This is a genomic window from Pseudomonas sp. CCI3.1, assembly GCF_034313985.1.
GTDB lineage: Bacteria > Pseudomonadota > Gammaproteobacteria > Pseudomonadales > Pseudomonadaceae > Aquipseudomonas > Aquipseudomonas psychrophila.
This window is the reverse complement of record NZ_JAVIWO010000001.1, coordinates 4,501,831-4,526,741: the sequence shown is the minus strand read 5'-3', so window position 1 is coordinate 4,526,741 and position 24,911 is coordinate 4,501,831. Positions and strand designations below refer to the sequence as shown.

The window sequence follows — 24,911 nt, the reverse complement described above, 5'->3', positions numbered from 1 at the left end:
TCAATCCTCAAGATAAGCTACGAGAGACTTCAGATCGAATGGCAATAGCGCGTCATAGTTACTCCTATAGTCCTTGGCCGCTTCCAACGCTGTACTGTTACCCCAAGTGTTGAGAATATGCTGATGTACCTGAAGCTCAGTTGAATACCCAGGATACGCGAGAGGATCCCTTTCAATCTGAAGCGCCAGCATCGCTTCCCGCTCCATCAAAAAAGGCAATGAGTCCTCCAGAACGCACCACTGATCACACCCATTGCATTTGTCTAGTCGTGTGCAACGCTCGTCTGCTGCCAATGACGTGCTTCCTGGGTATGAAGGCTTGCTAGAGTCCATACAAGCCCATAGCGCCCGCTCATGTCCAATGATTGTAAAGATTCTGAAACGAGGCAGCTCAACCTTAGCCGATGCGCTGTTCGCCATGAAGCCTTTGAACTGACCGCTCTGGCTTTTTTCAATGAACAGTTGCTGGAATGAATGAAAGCGTTTCCTGCGATCCACCATTGCGTACACCGAACTGTCGTAGTGGGTATCTGTGGTGGTAAGGTCAGAGTGCCCATAGATTAAGGCTGTAAGTGCCAAAGGTTGGTTATGAGCCTTTTTATTATTTTGAATGGACGTCACTCGCAATCGATGCTGAATGTCGGCAGGATTGACCAACTGGGTTCCATTGTCTACGAGTTTCGCATCCTCAAGAAAGTTTTTAACCCCAACTTTCCACATTCCCATATCATCAAAAGAGTAAATTCTCTCCGAAGGACTCCAGGGCAGATGAGGTTCCCCAAGAAATAGAAAGGGCGAGCGAAGTCGTACATCATCAGCACCGACAGTGTGATCATGACGCAAATCCCTATGACAGACTTCAGAGAGATCGCTTGCTAGCTGAATTAGATTGTAACCCGAATAAGGGTCAGAGCGACTACTAGTTGCCAGTACCGCTTTGGCTTTGATGTAAAATTCACCCTGCCCTTGCGATTTAAACTTTTGAGAAACCAGCAGCACTGAGTCATCACTTGCCAGCTCAGAGATAGGGTGAACAAAGTCGTCTTTGTCTAAAGCTAGAACTGACTCTTTATTCCACCCTAATTGCCTCTGAATAAACATAACCAGCGTCGCTTGATCCTGCGAAGTTGGATACATCAAATTGAACAACCCAGTCAATGAGATACAGTTCGGTGCTCTATGCCTCAAAAACCCTAAATAAATGCAGCACGACAGCACAAATTCTAGGGGTTCTCTACCAGTAGGACTCAAGTAAGCCCCTCTCGCATCAGCGGCATAAGCAGAAAAGTGAAACTTATTAATAAAAAAAGGATAGCCCTCGTGCTGTAGTGTAGCAGCGGCGCGTAATGGGTCAATTTCCCATTGAGAAGGCCGACTAGGCTTCGCCTGATAGAGTTCACTGCAGATCGACCAGACCTCCCACTTATCGTATGGCAGGGCAGTTCTGATCTGTTCTCTTATGCGCAACTTCTCCCTTAACAAATCAACTTTATTACGCATAACCTTAAAAAAATCTTGATCTGCTTGATCGCTCAATGGCTCAGAGGGAGTGGATATAGGCTCTTCAATTCTACGAAGTTTTAGCTGGGGCATGCCATCATCGAAATTCCGAGCTATGAGTTTCAAGGCGGAGCGAAGCTTAATCGCCAAATATATCCGCTCATCATTTCTACGTAGGTACTCTTCAAAAACAGCGTATTCTTCAACGCCTATATCATTGAGAGATTCAATTCGCAGCGCGGGAATTACAACCCGATTGTATTCCGACGCAAAATCAAGGAACGCATTAATTGCCCTGCGAAGCTCATAACCTTTAGTGTATGTAGCCATTTTCACGCCACGCACAAATACATAGTGCAAACCGCCATGCAACGGTATGGATAAGTCGAAATCCTTCCTCTCTAGATAATTTGAGGCGATTACTGTCCGATCAGTAGCGGTAGAAGTTGTCTCGCTGCGATACATAGATAAGTATCGCATGAGAAAACCTACGCAGCTTTTGCCAGCAAGCTATCAACAACCGCGAGCACTTCGCTACTCACAACTTCAAACGGCTGGGAAGCATCAACAACAACAAATGTTTCGGGCGACTGTTCTGCTTGGCGCAGGAACCCATCACGCGCTCTCATCAAAAATTCACGTTGCTGCATCTCCATGCGATCAAGCCCTTCACCTCGTGACGCTACCCTCCTCATACCGACATCTGGATCTACGTCCAAAATGATGTTGAGGTCGGGCGCAAACCCTTCAAGCGCGAAGCTATTGATACTCTGAACCAAGCTTAGGGGGATACCCCTACCATAGTGCTGGAAAGCTATGGTGGCAGGCGTGAAGCGATCACAGATCACAATCATTCCAGCTTCAATCGCAGGGATGATTTTCTCCTTTAAATGCTGAGCGCGAGCAGCTGCGAACAGCAAGAGCTCAGTGGTGTCGCAGAGCTCGGGGGTTTCAGGGTCGAGTACTACCCCTCGAATCTTTTCACCAACCCGAGTACCACCAGGTTCACGAGTTACAACCACCTGGTGATTTAGAGAAATCAAGTGTTCTTCAATTGCACGGATAACCGAAGACTTCCCCGCCCCGTTATTTCCGTCGCACACGATTAGGCAACCTTTTGCCATTTGCTTTTCCTGCTACCTAGTAGGTTGATGGGTGGGGTTGGTTTACAGCGTGGTAGAAGAAAATGTATTCGTCAAGGCACCACGTATCCACTGAGCTGGCTCACCCTCTCCTCACATATGGGCCTGGAAGGGATTTGGCTTTTAAGCCTGAAAGATAAGGCTAGCCGGTTTACATTATTTGTAAGGGGCATTTACTGAGATCGGTTTACACATAAGCGAAAGGTAATATAACGCGCCTTCGGGGCCTTCCAGGGTAATAAACAAGCCAGTCACAGGCAGCAATCCTTAATCAGTGTCTTTCGGGCCTTGCGGCTCGGCCGGGGGACTCGCCGACTCAGCAGCAGGGGTCGGCGCGGGGCTCGAACGGTAATCGGCCCGGCGCTTGATCTGGAACTCGCGCACCGCATTGTTATGCGCATCCAGATCGTCGGAAAACGTGTGGCTACCATCGCCCTTGGCCACAAAGTACAGGCTTGTCCCACTGACCGGGTGCAAGGCGGCGTTAATCGCTTCACGCCCGACCATGGCTATGGGCGTTGGCGGCAAGCCAGGAATCGTATAGGTGTTGTATGGCGTGGGTTCACGCAAATGGGCCCGTGTCAGCTTGCCGTTGTAGCGTTCGCCCAGACCATAGATCACCGTAGGATCGGTTTGCAGCGGCATGCCGATTTTCATCCTGCGCACGAAAACCCCGGCAATTTGCCCACGCTCCTGTGGCACACCGGTTTCTTTCTCTACCAGTGAGGCCATTATCAGCGCCTGATAAGGCGTGGCATAAGGCACGCTTGGATCACGCTGCTCCCACTCTTGGGCAAGCACTTTCTCGAGACGGTCGTAGGCCTTTTCCAGCAGTTGGGCATCGGTCATGCCGCGCACAAAGCGATAGGTGTCCGGGAAGAATCGACCCTCCGGGAATTCGCCTGCATGCCCAAGCTTGGCCATGACTTCGCTATCGCTCAGGCCATCGAGGGTCTGTTCGATTTTTTCGTGCTTGGCCAAAGCACTGCGCACCTGACGAAAGTTCCAGCCTTCAACCAGGGTAAGGCTGTATTGCACCACTTCGCCGCGCTGCCACAGACCGATAAGGTCGTGGGCGGTCATACCCGGAGTCATGCGGTATTCGCCGCTGTGCAAGGGCTGACCCTCAAGGTTGAAGCGCCAGTACAAGCGCAGCCAGAACGCGTCACGCAGCGTGTCGTCGGCTTCCAGACGATTGAACGTACCGGTCGGCGTTGCCCCGGCCGGTACATCGAGCAGTTGTTCCTGCGTCAGGTTGAGCGGTTGGTTGAGCGCCGAATTGAGCTTCCAGGCGCTAGCGCCCAGCAGCAAGCCCGCCAGCACCAGACCCGTCTCCAGCAGCACCAAGAATTTACGTTTCACGAATCAAACATCCAATAGGGTGCGAGCAATGCCTTGCAGTTTACGGGTGAGTGGCCCCACCGGCCAGCTCAGGTCTGCAAATGCGCGCACGGGCCAAACGCCATACACGCTGTTACAGAGGAAGAGTTCATCGGCCTGTTGCAGCTGCGCCAGGCTGATGTCAGTGACATGACAAGGGATGGCCAGGCGCTCGGCCTCGGCCAGCAGAGCAGCGCGCATTACGCCAGCCACGCCACAACGGTGCAGATCGGCGGTAATCAGAACCCCGTCACGCACCATGAACAGATTGCTGAAGACACCTTCAATCACTCGCCCCGAGGTGTCGCGCATCAAGCCCTCGGCGTAGGCCGGGTCTTGCCATTCGGAACGCGCAATCACCTGTTCGAGTCGATTGAGGTGTTTGAGCCCCGCCAACAGCGGTTGCTCGGCTAAACGGGTGGCACAGTCAAACAGCGCAATACCTTGCTGCCCGTAGGCATCAGGGTAAGCCGCAGCCGGACTGGCTTGCAGGATTCTTCGAGGCTTAGCCTCGGGGGACGCGCCATAACCACGCAGGCTATCGCCACGGGTCAGGATGAGTTTGAGGACGCCCTCGCCCATCGCTTGCGCATAAGCCAGCAATTCGCTGCGGATCAATGCCTGATCCGCAACAATCGCCAGCCGGGAACAACCGAGCGCCAGACGCTGCATGTGCAGCTCCAGCAGCAACGGTGTGCCAGCCTTGACCGCGAGGGTCTCAAACAGACCATCGCCGTAGGCCAGCCCACGGTCTTTAAGCGACGCAAGTGCGTTCGCCGGCTGACCGTCGACCCAGCTTTGCATCACTCGGCGTACCGACGGAACACCAACGAGCCGTTAGTGCCACCAAAGCCGAATGAGTTGGACAACACCACATCGATCGGCATTTCGCGCGCGGTGTGCGGCACGAAGTCCAGATCACAGCCTTCGTCAGGCTCGTCGAGGTTGATGGTCGGCGGTGCAATCTGGCTGTTGATGGCCAGCACGCTGAAAATCGCCTCGACCGCACCCGCCGCACCCAAGAGGTGACCGGTCATGGACTTGGTGGAACTCACCGCCAGTTTGTAGGCGTGATCACCAAACACCGACTTGATCGCCGACACTTCTGCCAGGTCACCGGCAGGCGTCGAAGTACCATGGGCGTTGATATATTGCACTTGATCAGCGTTCAGCTGAGCGTCACGCAGGGCATTGGTGATGCAGCGGGCAGCACCTGCACCATCGGCCGGAGGCGAGGTCATGTGGAAAGCGTCACCGCTCATCCCAAAACCGATCAGCTCGGCATAGATAGTCGCACCACGCGCCTTGGCATGTTCAAGCTCTTCGAGCACCAGCGCACCGGCACCGTCAGACAATACAAAACCATCACGGCCTTTGTCCCACGGACGGCTGGCACGGGTTGGATCGTCGTTGCGGGTCGACAGCGCGCGGGAGGCACCAAAACCACCCATGCCCAGGCCGCAGGCGGCCATTTCGGCACCGCCGGCAATCATTACGTCGGCTTCGCCGTAAGCAATGTTGCGTGCTGCCATGCCGATGCAATGCGTACCCGTGGTACAGGCAGTCGCAATGGCGTAGTTAGGCCCCTGTGTACCCAGATGGATAGACAGAAAGCCGGAAATCATATTGATGATCGAACCGGGCACGAAAAACGGAGAAATCCGTCGCGGGCCTTGCTCGTGCAGGGTACGGCTGGTTTCTTCGATATTGGTCAAACCGCCAATACCCGACCCCATTGCCACACCGATGCGCTCACGATTGGCGTCGGTTACTTCAAGGCCGGAATTACGCACAGCCTGAAACCCAGCTGCCAAACCGTATTGAATAAACAGGTCAAGTTTTCGGGCTTCTTTGACGGAGAGGTAATCCTCAACGTTAAAGCCCTGTACCGAGCCGCCAAAACGGGTGGAATAGGCAGAAAGATCCGTGTGTTCGATCAGACCAATGCCACTTCGGCCTGCCAGAATGCCTTGCCAAGTGCTCGGAACATCCGCACCCAGTGGCGACAACATCCCCATACCGGTGACTACGACGCGTCTACGCGACACAGCACTCTCCTTTATTCTATTGACGACACTTTGCTTCACGCCTAAAGAAAAAACCGCACGCCAGAGCGGCAGTGCGGTTTTTCCATGACAGCGAGCAACGATTACAAACTATTACGCCTGGTGGCTAGTAACGTAATCGATAGCGGCTTGTACAGTAGTGATCTTTTCAGCTTCTTCGTCAGGAATCTCAGTCTCGAATTCCTCTTCCAGAGCCATCACAAGCTCAACGGTGTCAAGGGAGTCGGCACCCAGGTCTTCAACGAAGGAAGCAGCATTGGTCACTTCTTCTTCTTTAACGCCCAGTTGCTCGGCAACGATTTTCTTGACGCGCTCTTCGATGGTGCTCATACCTTGTTTTCACTCCTAATGGACAAATTCAGGCAGCTGGCCAGTGGGCAAGTGTATCGAAAGCCTTTTCAGTTTTTCAACTGAAAGCTTTGCACTCACACCTCAACAACCGGCTGCCTATAAATAGATTGCAGCTTTATAACGGATTTTAGACAGCTCGTATGACATTTTTTTGAAGCAATCCGTCACATTTAACTCATGTACATCCCGCCGTTGACCGGGATTGTAGCCCCAGTCACGTAGGCTGCACCGTCGGATGCCAGGAAAGCGACCACGTTTGCGATCTCTTGAGCCTGACCCAAACGGCCCAGCGGAATCTGCGTTTGCAAGGCTTCGCGCTGTGCTTGCGGCAATTCACGGGTCATATCGGTATCGATAAAGCCCGGAGCTACCGAGTTGACAGTGATCGAGCGCGAGCCCACTTCACGTGCCAGCGCACGACCGAAACCTTCAAGCCCTGCCTTGGCGGCGGCGTAGTTTACTTGGCCTGCGTTGCCCATGGCACCCACAACAGAGCCAATATTGATAATTCGCCCCCAACGGGCCTTGGTCATGCCGCGCAAAACCCCCTTGGACAGGCGATACAGACTGTTCAGGTTGGTATCGATGACATCATGCCATTCGTCATCTTTCATGCGCATCATCAGGTTATCGCGGGTGATACCGGCATTATTGACCAGAATCGCCGGCGCGCCGAACTGTTCCTGAATGCTCGCCAGCACTGCAGCAACGGATTCGCTGCTGGTGACATTGAGTTCCATGCCAGTGCCCTGAACACCGTTTTCTTTCAGGGTGGCGGCAATACGCTCAGCACCGGCTGCCGAAGTCGCGGTACCGATGACAACGGCGCCCTGACGACCCAACTCCAATGCGATAGCCTGGCCAATGCCACGGCTTGCGCCTGTTACCAGTGCAACTTTACCTTGCAAGCTCATGCAGGCTTCTCCTGATTCAGACCAGAGCCAATCGCGCAGCGGCGAAGGCATCCGGGGTATTCAAATTGTGAGTCGTTACGCCTTCAGCGCAACGCTTGCTGATGCCTACCAGAACTTTACCCGGGCCGCATTCAACCAGATCAACCGGACCACCGACTGCAAGAGCCTGTACCGACTCAACCCAGCGCACAGGCTTGTACAACTGCTCGAGCAAGTCACGCTTGAGGGTTGGCAAGTCAGCGGCAACGGCGGCACTGACGTTCTGCACCAGCGCAATGCTCGGCATTTTCCAGTCGATCGCTTCGATGGACTCGGCAAAACGCTCAGCGGCAGGACGCATCAGCTCGCAGTGCGAGGGCACGCTTACCGGCAACGGCAGTGCACGCTTGGCGCCTTTGGCCTTGCACAGCTCCATGGCGCGCTCGACAGCCGCCTTGGCGCCCGCAATAACAACCTGGCCCGGCGAGTTGAAGTTGACTGCACTGACCACTTCACCTTGTGCTGCTTCTGCACAGGCCGCCAGCACGTCAGCATCTTCCAGACCCAGGATTGCCGCCATGGCACCTTGGCCAGCCGGCACGGCTTCTTGCATCAGTTGACCGCGACGCTCAACCAGCTTGACCGCTTCAGCCAATGTCAGGCACTCGGCAGCAACCAATGCGCTGTATTCGCCCAGGCTGTGGCCTGCAACAAAGTCAGGACGCTTGCCGCCTTCGGCCAGCCACAGACGCCACAGGGCAATCGAGGCAGCCAGAATGGCAGGCTGAGTAATGTCGGTCTGATTCAGCTTCTCTGCAGGACCTTCCTGGATCAGTGCCCACAGGTCGTAACCCAGAGCATCAGAAGCTTCTTTAAATGTTTCCAGGACCAGCGGATGTTCCGCGCCCAGCTCGGCCAACATGCCGAGGGACTGCGAACCCTGCCCTGGAAAGACAAATGCGAGGGATGTAGACATGTAACAAGCCCCTAATGATCTTGTCGTCGGAGAATTGACGCCCTACCGTAGTGGACGCAAGAAACTGACAGTTGGATGGCTGATTGGACTGAGCGGTCACATTTTAGTATCCGCCCGGTAAAACGCCTACGGCAACAACCCGTCAAGGCGCCCATACAAACGCTTTGGCAGGTCTTCATGGATTTCAATCAGTGCGCGCTCTATCGCACTCTGAAAGCCCTGAGCACCTGCCGAACCGTGGCTCTTGATCACAATCCCCTGCAACCCGAGAAAGCTCGCGCCATTATGACGCGCGGGCGCCAGATCAGCCTGCAGGCGCCGCATCAACGGCAACGCCAGCACCCCGACACAGCGACTGAACAGGGTACGCCGGAACACCGCTTCAAGCCGACTTGAAATCATGGTCGCAAGCCCTTCACTGGACTTGAGCATGATATTGCCGACAAACCCGTCACACACCACCACGTCCGCCTCACCCCGGTACACGCCATCGCCCTCGACAAAGCCGATGTAATGCAGCCCGGGCGCCGCTTGCAATAACGCGGCGGCCTCCTTGACCTGCTGATTGCCCTTGACGTCTTCGGTGCCGATGTTGAGCAAGGCAACCCGCGGACGAAGAACACCCAGCGCCTGCGCCGCCACCGAACCCATCACTGCAAACTGAAACAACTGCCCGGCCGTGCAATCGACATTCGCGCCCAAGTCCAGCAACTGACAGTAGCCAGTCTGGGTCGGAACCGCCGCCACCATGGCCGGACGGTCGATTCCCGGCAAGGTCTTGAGCACATGCCGGGACAACGCCATCAGTGCACCGGTATTGCCGGAACTCACGCAGGCTTGCACCTTGCCATCACGGAGCAACTCCAGTGCCACACGCATGGACGAATCCGGTTTGCTGCGCAAGGCATGGGAAGGCCGCTCATTCATGGCAATCACTTCTGAAGCAGGAGTAATCGTCAGGCGCGAGCGATCCACAGCCGAATGGCCAGCGATCAAGGTTTCAAGTACGGAAGGTTGACCGACGAGGGTCAGGTGTAACGAGGGGGTAGCAGACAGGCAGGCAATACAAGCCTGAACAATGCTGCGGGGACCGAAGTCCCCGCCCATTGCGTCGATCGCGATGACCTGAGCGGACAAGTGATTACTCGTCAGCGCCCTTGTCGATCACTTTACGACCACGGTATACGCCTTCTGGCGATACGTGGTGACGCAGGTGAATTTCACCGGTGGTTTTTTCTACGGACAGAGTGCTAGCCGAAAGAGCATCGTGCGAACGACGCATGTCACGGGCAGAGCGGGATTTTTTGTTCTGCTGAACAGCCATAATTAATTAACTCCTAAACGTTTGGGTCACGCTTTAACTGCGCCAATACACTGAACGGGTTGGACCGCGTTACCTCGTCCTCGCCTGGTTCGGGCTCATCGAGACCCGCCGGCTGCTGGCATTCTTCCGGATGATGAGCAGGCACAATGGGCAAGGCAAGCAAAAGCTCTTCCTCGATCAGTGACTGCAGATCCAATGGATCTTCGCCCAGTTCCAGCACGTCATAACCTTTCGGTAACGACTGGGTATTTGCACCCTCCTTCACCACAGCATAACTGCACTCGCTGTGAATCGGCAGGGTGACCAGCTCAAGACAACGCTGGCAAACCATTTTGACCTCAACGTCGATGGAGCTGTGTATTACCACAGATCTTCGCTCGTCTCGCTCAAAAACAAATTTAGCCTGGACCGTACCGACATTGTCGGAAAGCGGGTCGCAGAGTCTCTCCAAATCAGCCAGCAGCACTTCACCTTGAAGGGTAGTGCCACGATCAGCTAATTTGCGCGGGTCAACGTGAGGTGGAATCGGGTCATTCAACATAGGCGCAGCATTCTAGGGACGACCCCCTCACCTGTCAAAGGAAATTGTGCCTGTGCGACATCCCGTACGCCCGTTAGAATCGCCAACCACCTACAGGAGCCGCGCATGCTACCTTTATTACTTGCTTCAAGCTCGGTTTACCGCCGCGATTTACTGACTCGCCTGCGCCTGCCTTTCAGTTGCAGCTCGCCCGATATCGACGAAAGCCACCGCCCGGGCGAGACCGCCGTCGAACTGGTCAAACGCCTGTCCCTGGAGAAAGCGCGAGCACTGGCCCACAGCCACCCAAACCATCTGATTATCGGCTCTGATCAGGTCGCCGTACTCGACGGACGAATCATCGGCAAACCCCACACCCACGATAAGGCCCACCAACAGCTGATGAGTGCCAGCGGTGCCAGCGTGAGCTTCCTGACCGGCCTGACCCTGCTCAACAGCCAGACCGGGCACTACCAGGTCGACTGCATCCCCTTTACCGTACACATGCGCCCCCTAAAGACAGAGCAGATCGAACGCTACCTGCTCGCCGAGCAGCCCTACGACTGCGCTGGCAGCTTTAAAGCCGAAGGCCTTGGCGTGAGCCTGTTTCAGCGCACAGAAGGCGATGACGCCACCAGCCTGGTCGGGCTGCCGTTAATACGCCTTGTGGACATGCTGCTCGCCGAAGGTGTCGACATTCCTTGAGGCGTAAAAAAACCGGCATTTTCATGCCGGTTTCCAATGCTCTCACTGAAGCACAAGACAATCAGCGCAGCGTCGGCCCCTGGAAGCCCATCCACATCGCCAATTGCTCAGCCACGCTGGCACCGAGCTTTTTCGAGAATCGATCGAAAGTAGATTCCTGAACAGTAAAATCCACCAGATCCTTGGCACCGATCACATCGCGAGCAACCGAACTGGTATTGCCCAGCCCGTCAATCAGCCCCAGCGGCAACGCCTGCTGACCGGTCCAGACCAGCCCCGAGAACAACTCCGGATGTTCCTTGTCTTTCAGGCGATCACCACGGCCCTTCTTGACGCTATCAATGAACTGCTGGTGAGTCACATTCAGAACGCCCTGCCAGAACTTGGTTTCGTCCGGCTTTTCTGGCTCAAACGGATCCAGAAATGCCTTGTGATCACCCGAGGTGTAAGCACGACGCTGAACCCCCAGCTTCTCCATCGTCCCGACAAAGCCAAAGCCTGCCGCGGTCACACCAATCGACCCGACGAGACTGGCCTTGTCGGCGTATATCTCGTCAGCAGCGCTGGCGATGTAATAAGCGCCGGAAGCACCCAGATCGGAGATCACCGCATACACCTTGGTGTCAGGATGCAGGCCGCGCAAACGACGAATTTCATCGTAGACATAACCCGACTGCACAGGGCTTCCGCCGGGGCTGTTGATGCGCAACACCACACCCTTGACCCTTGGATCCTCGAACGCAGCCTGCAGACTGGTGACCAGATTATCGGCACTGGCCTGCTCTTTATCAGCAATCGGGCCACGCACATCAATCAGCGCGGTATAACCCGAGCCGCCGACAGCAGCACGCTCCATGTCCAGCAACGGAGTGAACAGCAACAGGACCGTCACTAAATAACAGAACGTGAGGACCTTGAAGAAAATACCCCAGCGACGCGAACGGCGCTGCTCCTGGATACCCGCCAACAAGGTTTTTTCCAGCAGCTGCCAGCTTTTCGCATCACCGACAGTCGATTCAGCCGCAGAGGGCGCTTTCCATTGATCAACCATGCACTACCCCAGCAAAGACTTTAATTAACCTGACGACCCAGCCAGGCGCGCAACTCGGGAAAACTGTCAATCGCCAACCGGGGCTCGAACGTCAGCAAGCGCTCCATTGACTGAGCACCATAGCCTACCGCGACAGAGTCGATGCCCGCGTTGCGTGCCATCAACAAATCAAAGGAAGCATCCCCCACCATCAACGCCTGACCCGGAAGCACATCACAATGAGCCAGAATCTGATTGAGCATCAAGGGATCAGGCTTGCTTGCAGTCTCGTCTGCCGCACGGGTGATGTCGAAAAAATCCTCCCATCCGTGAGCCTTGAGCACGCGATCAAGCCCGCGACGCGCTTTGCCCGTGGCAACAGCGAGGCGATAGCCCTGCGCACGGAATGCTTCAAGCGACTCCTTGACCCCTGCGAACAGCGGCGAAGGCTCAGCATCCATGGCGATATAGACATCCGCATAGTGCTGACGGAAGGCAATCACCTGCCCTGGCGTCATGTCGGGATACAGCGTCAGAATCGCCTCAGGCAGGCCCAAGCCGATAATCCCTTTGACTGCAGGCGCATCGCGCTCAGGGCGACCCGCCCGCTGCGCCGCAACCTGCATCGCACTGACAATACGACCAATGGAGTCGGCCAGCGTGCCATCCCAGTCAAAAATCAGCAGCTTGTAATCAGTAAGGGACACTCAGTCGCTCCACGGTCTTGGCCCACATTTCATCTACCGGAGCCTGGAATTTCATCTCACCGCCATCGGGCATAGGCACCGTCAACATGTAGGCATGCAGAAACAGCCGCTTGCCACCCAAGTCACGGATCTCCTTGGAGAAGCCCTCATCGCCGTATTTAGTATCACCGGCAATGCAATGTCCGGCATGCAGGGTATGCACGCGAATCTGGTGAGTACGGCCGGTGATCGGGCGCGCCTCTACCATGGTTGCAAAATCACCGAAGCGGCGCAGCACCTTGAAGACCGTGACCGATTCTTTACCTTCTTCGTTGACTTCAACCATGCGCTCACCCGAACGCAGGTTGCTCTTCATCAGTGGCGCACGCACCTGCTTGATCGAAGCCGCCCAGTTGCCACGCACCAATGCCATATAACGCTTGTCGATACCGTCGCCACGTAGCGCTTCGTGCAAATGGCGCAACATGCTGCGTTTTTTGGCAATCATCAACAGGCCGGACGTGTCACGGTCCAGACGATGTACCAACTCCAGCTCCTTGACGTCAGGGCGCATCTGACGAAAGGCTTCAATCACACCAAACGTCAGGCCGCTGCCGCCGTGCACGGCGATACCTGCTGGCTTGTTCAATACAATCAGCGCCTTGTCTTCATAGACAATCGCCGCCTCAAGGCGCAGCAGCAAGCCTTGCGCCACAGGCACCGGCTCGTCGCGCTCAGGCACGCGCACCGGCGGCACGCGCACGATATCGCCCGCCTGCAGCTTGTACTCAGGTTTGATCCGGCCCTTGTTCACGCGCACTTCGCCTTTACGCAAAATGCGGTAAATCAAGGTCTTGGGAACACCCTTGAGTCGAGCAAGCAGGAAATTGTCGATGCGTTGGCCGGCATATTCCGGCGAGACCTCAAGCAGCTGGACGCTGGGGGTCGGGGGGGTAGTCGTCGTCATGGCGCCGATGATAACAATTTTTTATGGAATTGAAGCACTTAATCATTGCTGCTATAGTCGCGAACGCCGCCAAAAGCGGCCTGGACAGAGGATTAACGGTGTACCACCGGCCCTGACCAACGCTCTTAACAAGGACGCGAGGCCGTCCCACGGGGCTTTCGCAACACACGCAAGACCTGGAGTTGTAACAAGCGCAGGTGACATGAGGCCTGAAGCGAGCCTGGAAAGCAGAGTGCAAACTCCCCTTCTACGCCGATATTCACGGCCAGTTCACAAAGTGCAGTCAGCTTCGGGAATTTCGGGCGAAAGCTTCAGAAACATTGCCTTTATTAGCCATGATGCGTGAACTCCCCTTTTGGAGAACACGGTAAATGCCAACCCGCTGCGGATTCTGCGCGCGGCAGCACCCGAATTATCAGGGATACGTGTAGGGTGGAGACGCACAACCGCCGGACTGTGTAGCAATAGGCTTTATCAAGACGCTTCATCTCGTCCACAGCCGCCGGTTGATTCCTCCTCCTGACCAGACTTTTGCTTAAGAGGTGCTTTAGCACCACAGCAAGCAGGAAGCGTAAGTCGCGACTTCGACCCCAAGGTTCGAACCTCGCTGTACACAGGAGTGGCCAACAACTCCTGACGCACCTGACACCGACCGTGAGAAGTCGTGTGTGCCGAACGCCGTTTCCGGTAGCCCGGAAACCGACGGTACAACATGAAAAGAATGCTGATTAACGCAACTCAACCTGAAGAGTTGCGCGTTGCACTGGTAGATGGCCAACGCCTCTACGACCTGGACATCGAGTCGGGCGCACGCGAGCAGAAGAAAGCCAACATCTACAAAGGCCGTATTACTCGCATTGAACCAAGCCTTGAGGCTGCCTTTGTCGATTTCGGCTCCGAGCGCCACGGCTTCCTGCCCCTCAAGGAAATCTCCCGCGAGTACTTCAAGAAGGCTCCTGAAGGCCGCGTAAACATCAAGGACGTCCTGAGCGAAGGCCAGGAAGTTATCGTCCAGGTCGAGAAAGAAGAACGTGGCAACAAGGGCGCAGCCCTGACCACCTTCATCAGCCTCGCCGGTCGTTACCTGGTGCTGATGCCGAACAACCCGCGTGCCGGCGGCATCTCCCGTCGCATTGAAGGTGAAGAGCGCAACGAACTTCGCGAAGCGCTGAACGGCCTGATCGCCCCTGCTGACATGGGCCTGATCGTTCGCACTGCAGGCCTGGGCCGCAGCAGCGAAGAAATGCAGTGGGACCTCGACTACCTGCTGCAACTGTGGACCGCCATTAAAGAAGCCTCACTGGATCGCTCCGCGCCATTCCTGATCTACCAGGAAAGCAACGTGATCATCCGCGCTATCCGCGATTACCTGCGCCAGGACATCGGCGAAGTACTGATCGACAGCGTTGAAGCCCAGGACGAAGCACTGACCTTCATCCGCCAGGTGATGCCGCAGTACGCCAGCAAAATCAAACTCTACGAAGACAGCGTTCCGCTGTTCAATCGTTTCCAGATCGAAAGCCAGATCGAGACCGCCTTCCAGCGCGTCGTTGAACTGCCTTCCGGCGGCTCCATCGTTATCGACCCGACCGAAGCCCTGGTGTCCATCGACATCAACTCGGCCCGCGCCACTAAAGGCAGCGATATCGAAGAAACCGCACTGCAAACCAACCTTGAAGCGGCTGAAGAAATCGCCCGCCAGTTGCGCTTGCGCGACATCGGCGGCCTGATCGTCATCGACTTCATCGACATGACCCCTGCCAAAAACCAGCGCGCCGTGGAAGAAAAAGTCCGCGAATGCCTGGAAGCAGACCGTGCCCGCGTACAAGTCGGCCGTATCTCGCGCTTCGGCCTGCTGGAAATGTCCCGTCAGCGTCTGCGTCCATCCCTGGGCGAAAGCAGCGGCATCGTTTGCCCACGCTGTAACGGCACCGGCATCATCCGCGATGTTGAGTCGCTGTCGCTGGCCATCCTGCGCCTGATCGAAGAAGAAGCCCTGAAAGACCGTACTGCCGAAGTACGTGCCCAGGTGCCAATCCCGGTTGCTGCATTCCTGCTCAACGAAAAACGCAACTCGATCACCAAGATCGAACTGCGCACCCGTGCTCGCATCGTCATTCTGCCGAACGACCACCTTGAGACGCCGCACTTCGAAGTTCAGCGCCTGCGTGATGACAGCCCGGAAGCCCACACCAACCAGTCCAGCTATGAAATTGCTGCCGCTGCTGCCGAAGTGGAAGAAGTCCAGCCTGCTGCTGCCACCCGCACTCTGGTTCGCCAGGAAGCCGCCGTTAAAACTGCACCACCACGCACCTCGGCACCGGTTCCTACCGAAGCCGTCGCAGCGCCGACTGCACCTGCACCCGCCGCCACCATCTCCGAGCCAAGCCTGTTCAAAGGCCTGGTCAAGTCGCTGGTAAGCCTGTTCGCCTCCAAGGAAGAGCCTGTTGCTCCGACCGTGGTTGAGAAGCCGGCAACCCCTGAGCGACCTGCACGCAACGAAGAGCGTCGCAACGGCCGCCAGCAAAGCCGCAACCGCAACGGTCGTCGCGATGAAGAACGCAAACCTCGCGAAGAACGCGCACCACGTGAAGAGCGTGCTGCCCGTGAGCCGCGTGAAGAGCGTACAACTCGCGAAGAAACACCGGTTGTTGCTCAAGCACCTCGCGAAGAACGTGCACCGCGTCCACCTCGTGAAGAACGCGCTCCACGCGCACCTCGCGAAGACCGCAAACCTCGTGGCGAAGGCCGTGAAGAGCGCGTACGCGAACTGCGCGAGCCTCTGGACGCAGCGCCTGCTGTTGCTGCCGCAGCCGTAACCGAAGAACGTCCGGCCCGCCCGCCTCGTGAAGAACGCCAGCCTCGCGCCCCTCGTGAAGAGCGCGCTCCACGCGAAGAGCACGTAGCAGCTGCTGCTGAAGACGAAGAAGTGCTGTCCAGCGAAGAGCAATCCCAGGACGAGACACAGGACAACGCCGAAGGCGATCGTCCACGTCGCCGCTCCCGTGGTCAGCGTCGTCGCAGCAATCGTCGTGAACGTCAACGCGATGCCAACGGCAACGTGATTGAGGGCTCGGAAGAGAACAGCGAAGAAGGCAACGCCCAAAACGCTCCTGCAACCACCCTTGAAATCGCTGCCGGCCTGGCCGTGACAGAAGCAGTAGCCAGCTCGGTAATCAGTGCTCCTGCTGAAGCTCAGGCTCACCAACAAGCAGAGCGTGCGACTGAAGCAACTCAGGAATCAGCCCCGGCTGAAACCGTAGTTGCCGCTGAAGCTGCGCAGGAAGTAGCTGTTGTAGAAGCACCTGCGACTCAAGCACCCGCTGCTGAAGCAACCGCAGCTGAAGAAGCAACCGTTGTTGAAACTTCGGTTGTAGAAGCACCGGCTGTCGAAGCAGTAACGCCGATCGAAGCGATCAAGGCACCTGAAGTTGAAGTTGCACCGGTACAAGAAGCCCACCCTGAAGTCCAGGTTGTCGCCGAGCCGGTTGTAGCAGCTCCAGAGCCAGTCATCGAAGCCGTCGCGCAAACTCCGGTCGTTGAGACTCCAGCTTTCGAGGCGCCAGCTTTCGAAAAAGCACCGGAGCCTACCAAGGAAGTCCGCGTTGTACGCGAGCCAATTGCCGAGCCTGCCGCAGTTGAAACCCCTCTTGCAGCACAACCTGCCGCTCCTGAAGTGGTGGCGGTTGAAGCTGTAGTCGAGACCGTAGTCACCGCTCAACCGACTCCAGCTGAAGCTGAAGTCGTTGTGGCGACTGAAGTGGTTGAAGTCGTGGTTGCAGCTCCTGCAGTCAGCGCTCCAAGCAATGGCCGTGCACCTAACGACCCGCGCGAAGTACGTCGTCGCAAGCGTGAAGAGGCTGCAGCCGCCGCTGCTGCTGCCGCCCATGCACCTGCAAGTGAAACCGCAGCCCAGGAACAGGAACACGAGTCTAAACCTCTCGCCTAATTCCAAAGGCCACTAAAAAGCCCCGCCAGTTCTGAACTGGCGGGGCTTTTTTTATGGGGCTCAACAGCCGGCTGATCTGTCAGTAAACGTTGGGCTCCATCTCCAGCTGCACGGCAAAACGCTGCTGGATATCGGCTTGAATGCGCTGCGCCAATGCCAACAACTCCAGGCCGGTGGCCGAGCCATGATTGACCAGCACCAGCGATTGCAAACGGTGCACGCCTGCGTCGGCCTCTCGAAAGCCTTTCCAGCCCGCCGCTTCAATCAACCAGCCCGCTGCCAGCTTTACCTGCCCATCCGCTTGCGGATAGCCAATAAGCCCAGGATGAGCCAGTTTCAACTCATCAGCCTGGGCAGCCGAGACCAACGGGTTTTTGAAAAAGCTGCCGGCATTGCCCAGTACCGCAGGATCGGGCAGTTTTTCGCTGCGAATACTGCTGATCGCCCGACTTACATCGCTGGCCGTAGGCTGTTCAATCCCCTGCTCGGCAAGGCGCTGACGCACAGGGCCGTATTCCAGGTGCAGGCGCGTGGCGCGACTCAGGGCAAACCGCACCCGCAAAATCAACCAACGTCCGGCCTGTTGCTTGAAGAGGCTGTCGCGATAAGCGAAGTTGCACTCTGCAAGGCTGAACTCACGCAACTCACCGGTTTGTCGATCAAGCGCCGTAAGCCCTGCGAATACATCCTTGATTTCAATACCGTATGCGCCAATGTTTTGCATCGGCGCGGCTCCCACGGTGCCCGGGATCAAGCTGAGGTTTTCGAGCCCCGACAACCCCTGCTCCAGGGTCCACAGCACAAAGGCATGCCATACCTCCCCCGCCTCGGCCTCGACAATAACCCTGTCGCCGTCATCCTCCAGCAAACGAATGCCGCGACTGGCCATGCGCAGAACCAGCGCCGAAACATCACCGGTCAGCAGCAAATTACTGCCACCACCAATGACCAGCAACGGCAGCTGGTGCTCAACCGCACACAACAACGCCTCACGCACATCGGCATCGCTGTGGGCTTGAGCAAACAGGCTCGCCTTCACATCAACGCCAAAACTGTTGAAGGGCTTAAGCGACGCATTGACCTGCAGGTCCAAACTCATGACTCCAGCAAACGCCGAACGCGTTCAAGGTCTTCTACGGTATCAACACCGGCCGGCGGGGCCTCAAGCACATCCGCCACGTGAATGCGTACGCCATGCCAGAGTGCCCGTAACTGCTCAAGGCGCTCGGTGTTCTCAAGCCAGCAAGGGCCCCAGCTGACGAAGTCATGCAGGAAGCCTGCACGATAGGCGTAGATGCCAATGTGTCGACGATAGGGTACGCCAACGGGCAATTTGTCCGGCTGATGCGCGAAGTCATCCCGTGCCCACGGCAACGTGGCCCGGCTGAAGGTCAGCGCCAACCCGTTGATGTCACTGACGACCTTGACCACATTGGGATTGAAAAGCGTCTCGACATCATCGATCGGCTCGGCCAGGGTCGCCATGCTCGCTTCAGTGTGGGTAGCCAGGTTGACAGCAACCTGATCGATCACTTGCGGCGGGATCATGGGTTCGTCGCCCTGAACATTGACCACGATAGCGTCGCTGGCCAACCCCAATTGCGTGGCGACTTCAGCCAGACGGTCGGTGCCGGACTCATGGTCGGTACGTGTCAGCAGCACCTCGGCGCCGAACGCCTTGCAGGCGTCGACAATGCGCGCATCGTCAGTGGCAACCACCACACGTTGCGCGCTGCTTTTACAGGCCTGCTCCCAGACGTGCTGGACCATCGGCTTGCCAGCAATCATCTGCAGCGGCTTGCCTGGCAAACGGGTCGAGGCAAAGCGCGACGGAATTACGACTGTAAAAACCGGAATCATTTATCCAGACGCTCATCAGCTGAAAGGGTACGGGCTTCGGTTTCCAGCATCACTGGAATGCCATCACGGATCGGGTAAGCCAGACCTGCGCCCTTGCTGATCAGCTCGGTCTTGTCGGCACTGAGCTTGAGCGGGCCTTTGCAAACAGGGCAAGCAAGGATATCGAGCAATTTGGTGTCCATTAGGGTTCCCCTGGATAAAGATGGATCAAGTCAAAAGACGATCGGGCAAAAGACCCAGCAACTGTTGATCAAACCACAGCACAAAAGCTTCTGAGGGTACTGCGTCCACGGCCAGATACCACCAGTCGGGTGACGCAAAGTCACGGCACTTCACCGCGTCCTTTTCAGTCATGACCACGGGTAAGGGCGGCGTAAAATTCAGCACCTCGGCGCTATAGGGCGCGTGATCGGCAAAAGCATGGGCAATTGGCCGCCAGTGTAGCGTTTCAAGGGTAGTGAAGAAACGCTGCGGGTTGCCGATCCCGGCTACCGCATGCAGCACTTGTTCAGCAGGAAAATAGTCCAGCGCCTGACGTTCACCGCTGATCAGATTGACCAGTGCAGTGGGCTGCAACCTGAAGGCATAACCGCCGCCGGGGTCGCTGGAAGCGCCGTTGTACAACACCGCGTCCACATCCTGCAGACGCTCGACCGGTTCACGCAGCGGCCCCGCAGGCAGGCAGCGGCCGTTACCCAGGCCCCTGGCATTGTCGATCAAAACCAATTCCAGATCGCGCGCCAGACGGTAATGCTGCAAACCGTCATCGGACAGAATCAGGTCCAACTGCTCGCTGGCCAGCAAGGCCTTGACCGCACGGCTGCGATCCGGATCGATCATTAGAGGTACGCCGGTGCGCTGCACGATCAGTAAAGGCTCATCACCTGCCTGCGCGGCACTTTGTTCAGCGCTCACGCGCCACGGAAACTGAGGTGGCGTAGCCCCATAACCGCGACTGACCACTCCGACCCGCAGCCCATGATGCTGGCAATGTTCGATCAGCCAGAGGATCAAAGGCGTTTTTCCGGTGCCGCCCACAGTGATATTGCCCACAACGATCAGCGGAACGGGAGGACGATAGATTTCGCCCTCTCCTGCCACAAAACGCGCTCTCTTGCGCTCAACCACGCGACGGTAAAGACATTCCAGCGGGCGCAGCAGGGTCAGCAGCGGATGCCCGGCATACCAGGCGCGCAACAAACGATCGGACATGGCCATCAGGGAGTCGCCTGCGCCTCGACAGTGGTCATGCGCAAATGACTGAAGCCGAGTTTACCGGCCGCATCCATTGCAGTGATGACCGCCTGGTGTTGAGTTTTGCCATCGGCACTGATCGACAGTGGCAATTGGGTATCGCCGCCGGACTCTTTCTGCAGAGCCTCCATCAGGCTCGCCAGATCATTTTTCGGCAACAACTGGTCGTTCACCGAAAAAACACCGTCCGCGCTGATGGCGATGTCCAGATGCTTGGTGCTTTGGTCCTCGCTGGGCGAGCCGCTGACGGCCTCCGGCAGATCGACGCGCAGCTGGGTTTCGCGGGTAAACGTAGTAGTCACGACAAAAAACAGAAGCAGGATAAACACAACGTCAATCAATGACGCGAGGTTGATATCAACCGTTTCCCGTGGCTTGCGGCGAAATTTCACGCTTTGCTCCCGACCACATCGACTTCACGGTCGCCTTGTATCACCTCAACCAGCTTGATCGCCTCTTGTTCCATCCCGACCACCAGCTCGTCGACACGGCGTTGCAGGAAGCGATGGAAGAAGACTGCAGGGATACCCACCATCAGACCGGCGGCAGTGGTGATCAACGCCTTGGAAATACCGCCCGCCAGCACGGCAGCATTGGTGGTCATGCCCGACCCCATGAACGAGCTGAAAATATCGATCATGCCCAGTACGGTGCCCAGCAAGCCCAGCAGCGGCGCCATTGCAGCAATCGTACCCAGCGCATTGAGATAACGCTCAAGTTCGTGGATCACCCGGGCAGCGGCCTCTTCGATACACTCTTTCATGATCTCGCGACCATGTTTTGAGTTGGCCAGACCCGCTGCCAAAATCTCACCCAGCGGCGAGTCGGCGCGCAGTAATTTGAGTTTTTCCTTGTCCATCTGCTTGTCTTTGATCCAGACCCAGACCTGTCCGAGCAGATGTTCCGGGGTTACGCGACTGGCACGCAGGGTCCACAGACGCTCAACAATAATGCCCAGCGCGGCAACAGAGCTCAGAATGATCGGCAGCATCATCCAGCCACCTGATTTGACCAGTTCCCACACAGTGACAATCCCCTCGAAAAAGTGCGCCACTCTACCACAGGATTGCCCTGAACCTTAGGGGCCGACGTGCGGGAGCGGGCACGCTCCTCAAGGTATCAACACCGCGCACCAGACAAATCGCGCCGCCTGAATCGCCAGCAAGCCACCCCCAGACACGTATCATCCATCGCGCCAGAACCGGCGTTGGCCGGCCATGCTCTGAACCTTGCCGGACGCCCCCAAACGAAACCACACAGCTCCTTGCTCGGCGCTGTCCCATACCTGCACCCCCAACGCTTGATAACGGGACATCACTTGCGGATGCGGGTGACCAAAATTGTTACCGTGCCCCCGGGAAACCAGCACCCTTTCAGGCACCAGCGCCTGGAGAAAAGCCATTGACGACGAGGTCTTGCTGCCGTGGTGGGGAGATTGCAACCAGCGGGTCGGCACGGCCAGCGGACTGCGCAGCAACGCTCGCTCTGCATGGGCGTCAATATCCCCCGTCAGCAGTAACCGTTCGTCGCGTGCTTGCACCTGCAGGACACAAGACTTCTGATTGCTATCGCTCGCGCCTGGCCACTGCCAGAGTGAAAACCTCACGCCGTCCCACACCCAGCTCTCCCCGTTGGCACACGGCTGCGCCCGCAACTGCTTTGGCAACCCCGACACATCACCACCGAGCACCCGTGCCACGTGCATCGATCGCTGAACCGCCAGCGCTCCTCCCGCATGATCTGAATCAGCATGGCTCAGCAGCATCACATCCAGCTCGCCCACCCCCAACGAACGCAACACCGGCACCACCACCCGCTCTCCCTGGTCAAAATCTCGGACTTTGGGGCCTGCGTCATACAAAAGGGTGTGATTACGGGTCCGCAAGACAATTGCCAGCCCCTGCCCGACATCCAGCTGCAAGACCTCGACCTCACCGTGAGGGATGTGCTCGCGAGGCGTAAAAACGGCCAACAGCACCAGCGGCCACCCCAACGGCCTGAGGGCTACCCCGGCCGGGAGCAACAGGATCAGCGCCCCCAGAGCACTCAACAGCCAAATGTAGATCGGCACGACTGCGGGCAACCAGGGCGTGACAACATCAGCCAGCAGGGCCAACCCGTTGATCAACAAGTCGAGCAAGCCACCCGACAACCACAACAGGCTTTCACCAAGCCAGGGCACCGGCAGCATCAACGTTCCCAGCAATGCCGTCGGCAGCACCAAAAGGCTGATCCAGGGCACGGCAATCAAATTGGCCAGCGGGCCGGTCAGGCTGATGGGCAGACCGAGAATCCACAGCATCGGAAACAAGCCCAGGGCTATCAGTCCATGGGGGCGCAGCCAGACACCCCTCCAATCCCAAGCCCCCAGCCGCCCGCTGAAGGTATAAAATCAGCACCGCCACAGCACTGAATGACAACCAGAACCCCGGCATCAAACTCGCCAGTGGCTCCACAATCAGCACCGCATTGAGCGCCAGCAAAAATGGCAGCCACACGCCCAGATGACGAAACCGCAAACGCCAGATCAACACCAGCCCCAGCATCACGCACGCGCGCTGCACCGGCACTTCAAAGCCGGCGAGCATGCCGTAACCCGCAGCCCCCGCAAACGCCAGGCCACAGGCCCAGGGCAGCCACGGCAAATAGCCCGGCCACAGGCCATAACGCGCCAGCAACGCGACCAGCCCGTAGATCAATCCGGCAAACAACCCTATGTGCTGGCCCGAAATAACCAGCAGGTGTACGGTTCCAGTTGCTTGTAGCAGCGTCCAGTCATCACGGTTCAAGCCCGAACCGTCGCCCATGACCAGCGCTGCCAGCCACGCCTCCCGACCATTGCCATCGATGCGCAACAAACGCTGACGCAAACCATCACGCCAGGCATGGCTGGCCGCAGCCAGTAACTGACCCTCCTTGACCACGCCCGTAGCGCCAATGCGTTGCGCCAGCAGCCAGGCCTGATAGTCAAACGACTGAGGGTTGAGCAACCCCTTGGGACGTTTGAGCGTGACCGCCAGTCGCCAATGTTCGCCACTGTTGACGGGCAATCCGCCATACCAGCTCAACCTGATGGTGGCAGGCAACGCGCCGTGGCGCGAGCGGGCACCCTGCAACTCAAACCGCACGGAAGTTTCCGTCTGCTGCGGCAATCCGATGACCCGCCCTTCGACCCAAAGCGTCCGGCCGTCGAGTACGACTGGCAGGCGATCATCAAGCGCCCTTTGCCCCTGTGCACACGCCCAAGTCAACCCAAGCACAAAAAGACCCACCGGCCAGAGACGCATAGCCAAAATCAATAGCGCCGCCATTAACATCACCAGCAACCACCCCGGTGACGGCAGCGCGGGTAAAAACCGCAGTGCCATCAGGCCCGTCGCCAACGCAAACATCCCTGTGTACATGCCTATACTCAACTTATCCCTTTGACTCGGATTAGTTGTTATCAGGGACCCTCGCTTAAGAAATTGTCACAAAGTCTGAATAGGCATCCTGTCGAATTTGGTCATACTGCGCCCTTGACCTAGGGAGAGGCCCATGCCACGGCGTTTAATCAAACGTTTCATGCCAGATCCGGCCCTGATCAGGGAACACAAGTCCTTACGATTTTTGGGCACCTTGCTGCATGACCCAAACCTCTGGCACCTCAATCGTCACTCCGTGGCCCGGGCAATGGCTGTGGGTATTTTTGCAGCCTTTATCCCCATGCCGTTTCAGATGCTGCTCGCGGCCTTTCTGGCCGTAAACGTGCGCGCCAACATGCCGATCTCAGTGGGCCTGGTATGGCTGACCAATCCGATCACCATGCCGCCGGTGTTTTATTGCACCTACAAGATTGGCGCCTGGCTGATGAATGTCCCTGCGCGCACCCTGCCCGATGAGCTGACCTGGGAATGGATCAGCGGCCAGCTTTCAACCGTGTGGCAACCATTCCTATTGGGCTCAGTCGTGTGCGGAGTGGTACTTGGAGCACTGGCCTACTGCCTGACCATGCTTTATTGGCGCTGGTGGGTCAGCCGTAAATGGAAGGGACGGAAAAACAAGCACCCATAGAAAAGGCCCCGAAAGGGGCCTTTTCATGTGTATTTAACGACAACTACTGACACACCACACCCGCGGATCAGCAGCTTTGCGCTGCTGAATAATTCTGGGTAGCGCATCCAGACAGTTGAACCATCACTTCAGCGTCACCTTCATTGCCTCTGCCGTTCGCCGACTCAGCACCCTGAACAACTGAAAATTCCCTCCTGTTTTAGGAAGCGTCTTACATCAATCGGTTTGGCGCCCTGCTAGCTTGCACCGCAGTTT

The 24,911-nt window shown here is 57.0% G+C and carries 23 protein-coding genes and 1 pseudogene; 3 read left to right on the top strand and 21 right to left on the bottom strand.

Annotation, left to right across the window (positions count from 1 at the left end; translation table 11 throughout):
- From RGV06_RS20770 to RGV06_RS20720, 11 genes are all read right to left on the bottom strand, one after another.
- Positions 1–1,830, bottom strand: coding sequence for a hypothetical protein (locus RGV06_RS20770; RefSeq protein WP_322151116.1), 1,830 nt, complete (start codon positions 1,828–1,830; stop codon positions 1–3).
- Between the two features lie 158 nt (positions 1,831–1,988).
- The gene (gene tmk, locus RGV06_RS20765; protein ID WP_106117038.1) at positions 1,989–2,624 is read right to left on the bottom strand and encodes a dTMP kinase; all 636 of its coding nucleotides are present in this window, start codon (positions 2,622–2,624) and stop codon (positions 1,989–1,991) included.
- 285 nt (positions 2,625–2,909) lie between these two features.
- Entirely contained in the window at positions 2,910–4,004 is a 1,095-nt protein-coding gene (mltG, locus tag RGV06_RS20760) for an endolytic transglycosylase MltG (RefSeq protein WP_322151113.1), read from the bottom strand.
- Between the two features lie 3 nt (positions 4,005–4,007).
- Positions 4,008–4,826 (bottom strand): aminodeoxychorismate lyase, encoded by an 819-nt coding sequence (pabC, locus tag RGV06_RS20755; RefSeq protein ID WP_019827942.1) that lies wholly within the window; start codon positions 4,824–4,826, stop codon positions 4,008–4,010.
- The gene (fabF, locus tag RGV06_RS20750; protein WP_037032659.1) at positions 4,826–6,070 is read right to left on the bottom strand and encodes a beta-ketoacyl-ACP synthase II; all 1,245 of its coding nucleotides are present in this window, start codon (positions 6,068–6,070) and stop codon (positions 4,826–4,828) included. The genes pabC and fabF overlap by 1 nt, the downstream gene beginning before the upstream one ends.
- Before the next feature lie 111 nt (positions 6,071–6,181).
- Entirely contained in the window at positions 6,182–6,418 is a 237-nt protein-coding gene (gene acpP, locus RGV06_RS20745) for an acyl carrier protein (RefSeq protein WP_016779952.1), read from the bottom strand.
- 191 nt (positions 6,419–6,609) lie between these two features.
- Positions 6,610–7,353: a 3-oxoacyl-ACP reductase FabG gene (fabG, locus tag RGV06_RS20740; RefSeq protein ID WP_019827939.1), complete on the bottom strand. Its 744-nt coding sequence runs from the start codon at positions 7,351–7,353 to the stop codon at positions 6,610–6,612.
- A gap of 16 nt (positions 7,354–7,369) precedes the next feature.
- Positions 7,370–8,308 carry an ACP S-malonyltransferase gene (gene fabD / locus RGV06_RS20735; protein ID WP_037032658.1) on the bottom strand — a complete coding sequence of 313 codons (939 nt, stop codon included), beginning with the start codon at positions 8,306–8,308 and terminating at the stop codon, positions 7,370–7,372.
- Between the two features lie 126 nt (positions 8,309–8,434).
- Positions 8,435–9,445 carry a phosphate acyltransferase PlsX gene (plsX, locus tag RGV06_RS20730; protein ID WP_019827936.1) on the bottom strand — a complete coding sequence of 337 codons (1,011 nt, stop codon included), beginning with the start codon at positions 9,443–9,445 and terminating at the stop codon, positions 8,435–8,437.
- A gap of 4 nt (positions 9,446–9,449) precedes the next feature.
- Positions 9,450–9,632, bottom strand: coding sequence for a 50S ribosomal protein L32 (rpmF, locus tag RGV06_RS20725; RefSeq protein WP_003442519.1), 183 nt, complete (start codon positions 9,630–9,632; stop codon positions 9,450–9,452).
- 13 nt (positions 9,633–9,645) lie between these two features.
- A complete protein-coding gene (locus RGV06_RS20720; protein ID WP_019827935.1) occupies positions 9,646–10,173 on the bottom strand; it encodes a YceD family protein in 528 nt (175 codons plus the stop codon).
- A gap of 105 nt (positions 10,174–10,278) precedes the next feature.
- Here RGV06_RS20720 and RGV06_RS20715 point away from each other — a divergent pair, with 105 nt between their 5' ends.
- The gene (locus RGV06_RS20715) at positions 10,279–10,857 is read left to right on the top strand and encodes a Maf family protein (RefSeq protein WP_019827932.1); all 579 of its coding nucleotides are present in this window, start codon (positions 10,279–10,281) and stop codon (positions 10,855–10,857) included.
- Between the two features lie 61 nt (positions 10,858–10,918).
- Here RGV06_RS20715 and RGV06_RS20710 read toward each other — a convergent pair whose 3' ends face one another.
- Genes RGV06_RS20710 through rluC form a run of 3 tightly spaced genes read right to left on the bottom strand, consistent with a single transcriptional unit; the run spans position 10,919 to position 13,540 of the window.
- Positions 10,919–11,908, bottom strand: coding sequence for a S49 family peptidase (locus RGV06_RS20710; protein WP_019827931.1), 990 nt, complete (start codon positions 11,906–11,908; stop codon positions 10,919–10,921).
- Positions 11,909–11,928: 20 nt separating this feature from the next.
- Positions 11,929–12,594 (bottom strand): HAD-IA family hydrolase, encoded by a 666-nt coding sequence (locus tag RGV06_RS20705; RefSeq protein WP_322151105.1) that lies wholly within the window; start codon positions 12,592–12,594, stop codon positions 11,929–11,931.
- Entirely contained in the window at positions 12,581–13,540 is a 960-nt protein-coding gene (gene rluC, locus RGV06_RS20700; RefSeq protein WP_019827927.1) for a 23S rRNA pseudouridine(955/2504/2580) synthase RluC, read from the bottom strand. The genes RGV06_RS20705 and rluC overlap by 14 nt, the downstream gene beginning before the upstream one ends.
- A 721-nt stretch (positions 13,541–14,261) precedes the next feature.
- On the opposite strand from rluC, the gene rne reads away from it, so the two are divergent.
- Positions 14,262–17,489 (top strand): ribonuclease E, encoded by a 3,228-nt coding sequence (gene rne, locus RGV06_RS20695; RefSeq protein ID WP_322151103.1) that lies wholly within the window; start codon positions 14,262–14,264, stop codon positions 17,487–17,489.
- A 79-nt stretch (positions 17,490–17,568) separates the two neighbouring features.
- On the opposite strand, the gene murB is transcribed toward rne, so the two are convergent.
- The 7 genes and pseudogenes from murB to RGV06_RS20660 form a co-directional block, all read right to left on the bottom strand.
- Complete coding sequence (gene murB, locus RGV06_RS20690) at positions 17,569–18,588, bottom strand: UDP-N-acetylmuramate dehydrogenase (protein ID WP_046809897.1); 1,020 nt, start codon at positions 18,586–18,588, stop codon at positions 17,569–17,571.
- Positions 18,585–19,349, bottom strand: a complete 765-nt coding sequence (kdsB, locus tag RGV06_RS20685; RefSeq protein WP_046809896.1) for a 3-deoxy-manno-octulosonate cytidylyltransferase — start codon at positions 19,347–19,349, stop codon at positions 18,585–18,587. Before kdsB ends, murB begins: the two co-directional genes overlap by 4 nt.
- Positions 19,346–19,531 carry a Trm112 family protein gene (locus RGV06_RS20680; protein ID WP_019827923.1) on the bottom strand — a complete coding sequence of 62 codons (186 nt, stop codon included), beginning with the start codon at positions 19,529–19,531 and terminating at the stop codon, positions 19,346–19,348. Before RGV06_RS20680 ends, kdsB begins: the two co-directional genes overlap by 4 nt.
- A gap of 25 nt (positions 19,532–19,556) precedes the next feature.
- Complete coding sequence (gene lpxK, locus RGV06_RS20675; RefSeq protein WP_048350948.1) at positions 19,557–20,567, bottom strand: tetraacyldisaccharide 4'-kinase; 1,011 nt, start codon at positions 20,565–20,567, stop codon at positions 19,557–19,559.
- A complete protein-coding gene (locus RGV06_RS20670) occupies positions 20,567–20,995 on the bottom strand; it encodes an ExbD/TolR family protein (protein ID WP_019827920.1) in 429 nt (142 codons plus the stop codon). Before RGV06_RS20670 ends, lpxK begins: the two co-directional genes overlap by 1 nt.
- On the bottom strand, positions 20,992–21,627 hold the full coding sequence (locus tag RGV06_RS20665; protein ID WP_019827919.1) for a MotA/TolQ/ExbB proton channel family protein: 636 nt from the start codon (positions 21,625–21,627) through the stop codon (positions 20,992–20,994). Before RGV06_RS20665 ends, RGV06_RS20670 begins: the two co-directional genes overlap by 4 nt.
- A gap of 159 nt (positions 21,628–21,786) precedes the next feature.
- Positions 21,787–24,007, bottom strand: a pseudogene (locus tag RGV06_RS20660) (DNA internalization-related competence protein ComEC/Rec2).
- Between the two features lie 133 nt (positions 24,008–24,140).
- Between RGV06_RS20660 and RGV06_RS20655 the strand changes: the two are divergent.
- Positions 24,141–24,656, top strand: a complete 516-nt coding sequence (locus RGV06_RS20655; RefSeq protein ID WP_019827916.1) for a DUF2062 domain-containing protein — start codon at positions 24,141–24,143, stop codon at positions 24,654–24,656.
- The last annotated feature ends 255 nt before the right edge of the window (positions 24,657–24,911 follow it).

Bases quoted from the DNA above. Each gene is read 5' to 3' on its own strand.
- RGV06_RS20655 (WP_019827916.1), top strand. From the start codon at position 24,141: ATGCCACGGCGTTTAATCAAACGTTTCATGCCAGATCCGGCCCTGATC.
- rne (WP_322151103.1), top strand. From the start codon at position 14,262: ATGCTGATTAACGCAACTCAACCTGAAGAGTTGCGCGTTGCACTGGTA.
- murB (WP_046809897.1), bottom strand. From the start codon at position 18,588: ATGAGTTTGGACCTGCAGGTCAATGCGTCGCTTAAGCCCTTCAACAGT.
- RGV06_RS20720 (WP_019827935.1), bottom strand. From the start codon at position 10,173: ATGTTGAATGACCCGATTCCACCTCACGTTGACCCGCGCAAATTAGCT.
- fabG (WP_019827939.1), bottom strand. From the start codon at position 7,353: ATGAGCTTGCAAGGTAAAGTTGCACTGGTAACAGGCGCAAGCCGTGGC.
- pabC (WP_019827942.1), bottom strand. From the start codon at position 4,826: ATGCAAAGCTGGGTCGACGGTCAGCCGGCGAACGCACTTGCGTCGCTT.
- acpP (WP_016779952.1), bottom strand. From the start codon at position 6,418: ATGAGCACCATCGAAGAGCGCGTCAAGAAAATCGTTGCCGAGCAACTG.
- lpxK (WP_048350948.1), bottom strand. From the start codon at position 20,567: ATGGCCATGTCCGATCGTTTGTTGCGCGCCTGGTATGCCGGGCATCCG.
- tmk (WP_106117038.1), bottom strand. From the start codon at position 2,624: ATGGCAAAAGGTTGCCTAATCGTGTGCGACGGAAATAACGGGGCGGGG.
- fabD (WP_037032658.1), bottom strand. From the start codon at position 8,308: ATGTCTACATCCCTCGCATTTGTCTTTCCAGGGCAGGGTTCGCAGTCC.
- RGV06_RS20770 (WP_322151116.1), bottom strand. From the start codon at position 1,830: ATGGCTACATACACTAAAGGTTATGAGCTTCGCAGGGCAATTAATGCG.
- RGV06_RS20710 (WP_019827931.1), bottom strand. From the start codon at position 11,908: ATGGTTGATCAATGGAAAGCGCCCTCTGCGGCTGAATCGACTGTCGGT.
- RGV06_RS20715 (WP_019827932.1), top strand. From the start codon at position 10,279: ATGCTACCTTTATTACTTGCTTCAAGCTCGGTTTACCGCCGCGATTTA.
- rluC (WP_019827927.1), bottom strand. From the start codon at position 13,540: ATGACGACGACTACCCCCCCGACCCCCAGCGTCCAGCTGCTTGAGGTC.
- rpmF (WP_003442519.1), bottom strand. From the start codon at position 9,632: ATGGCTGTTCAGCAGAACAAAAAATCCCGCTCTGCCCGTGACATGCGT.
- kdsB (WP_046809896.1), bottom strand. From the start codon at position 19,349: ATGATTCCGGTTTTTACAGTCGTAATTCCGTCGCGCTTTGCCTCGACC.
- RGV06_RS20680 (WP_019827923.1), bottom strand. From the start codon at position 19,531: ATGGACACCAAATTGCTCGATATCCTTGCTTGCCCTGTTTGCAAAGGC.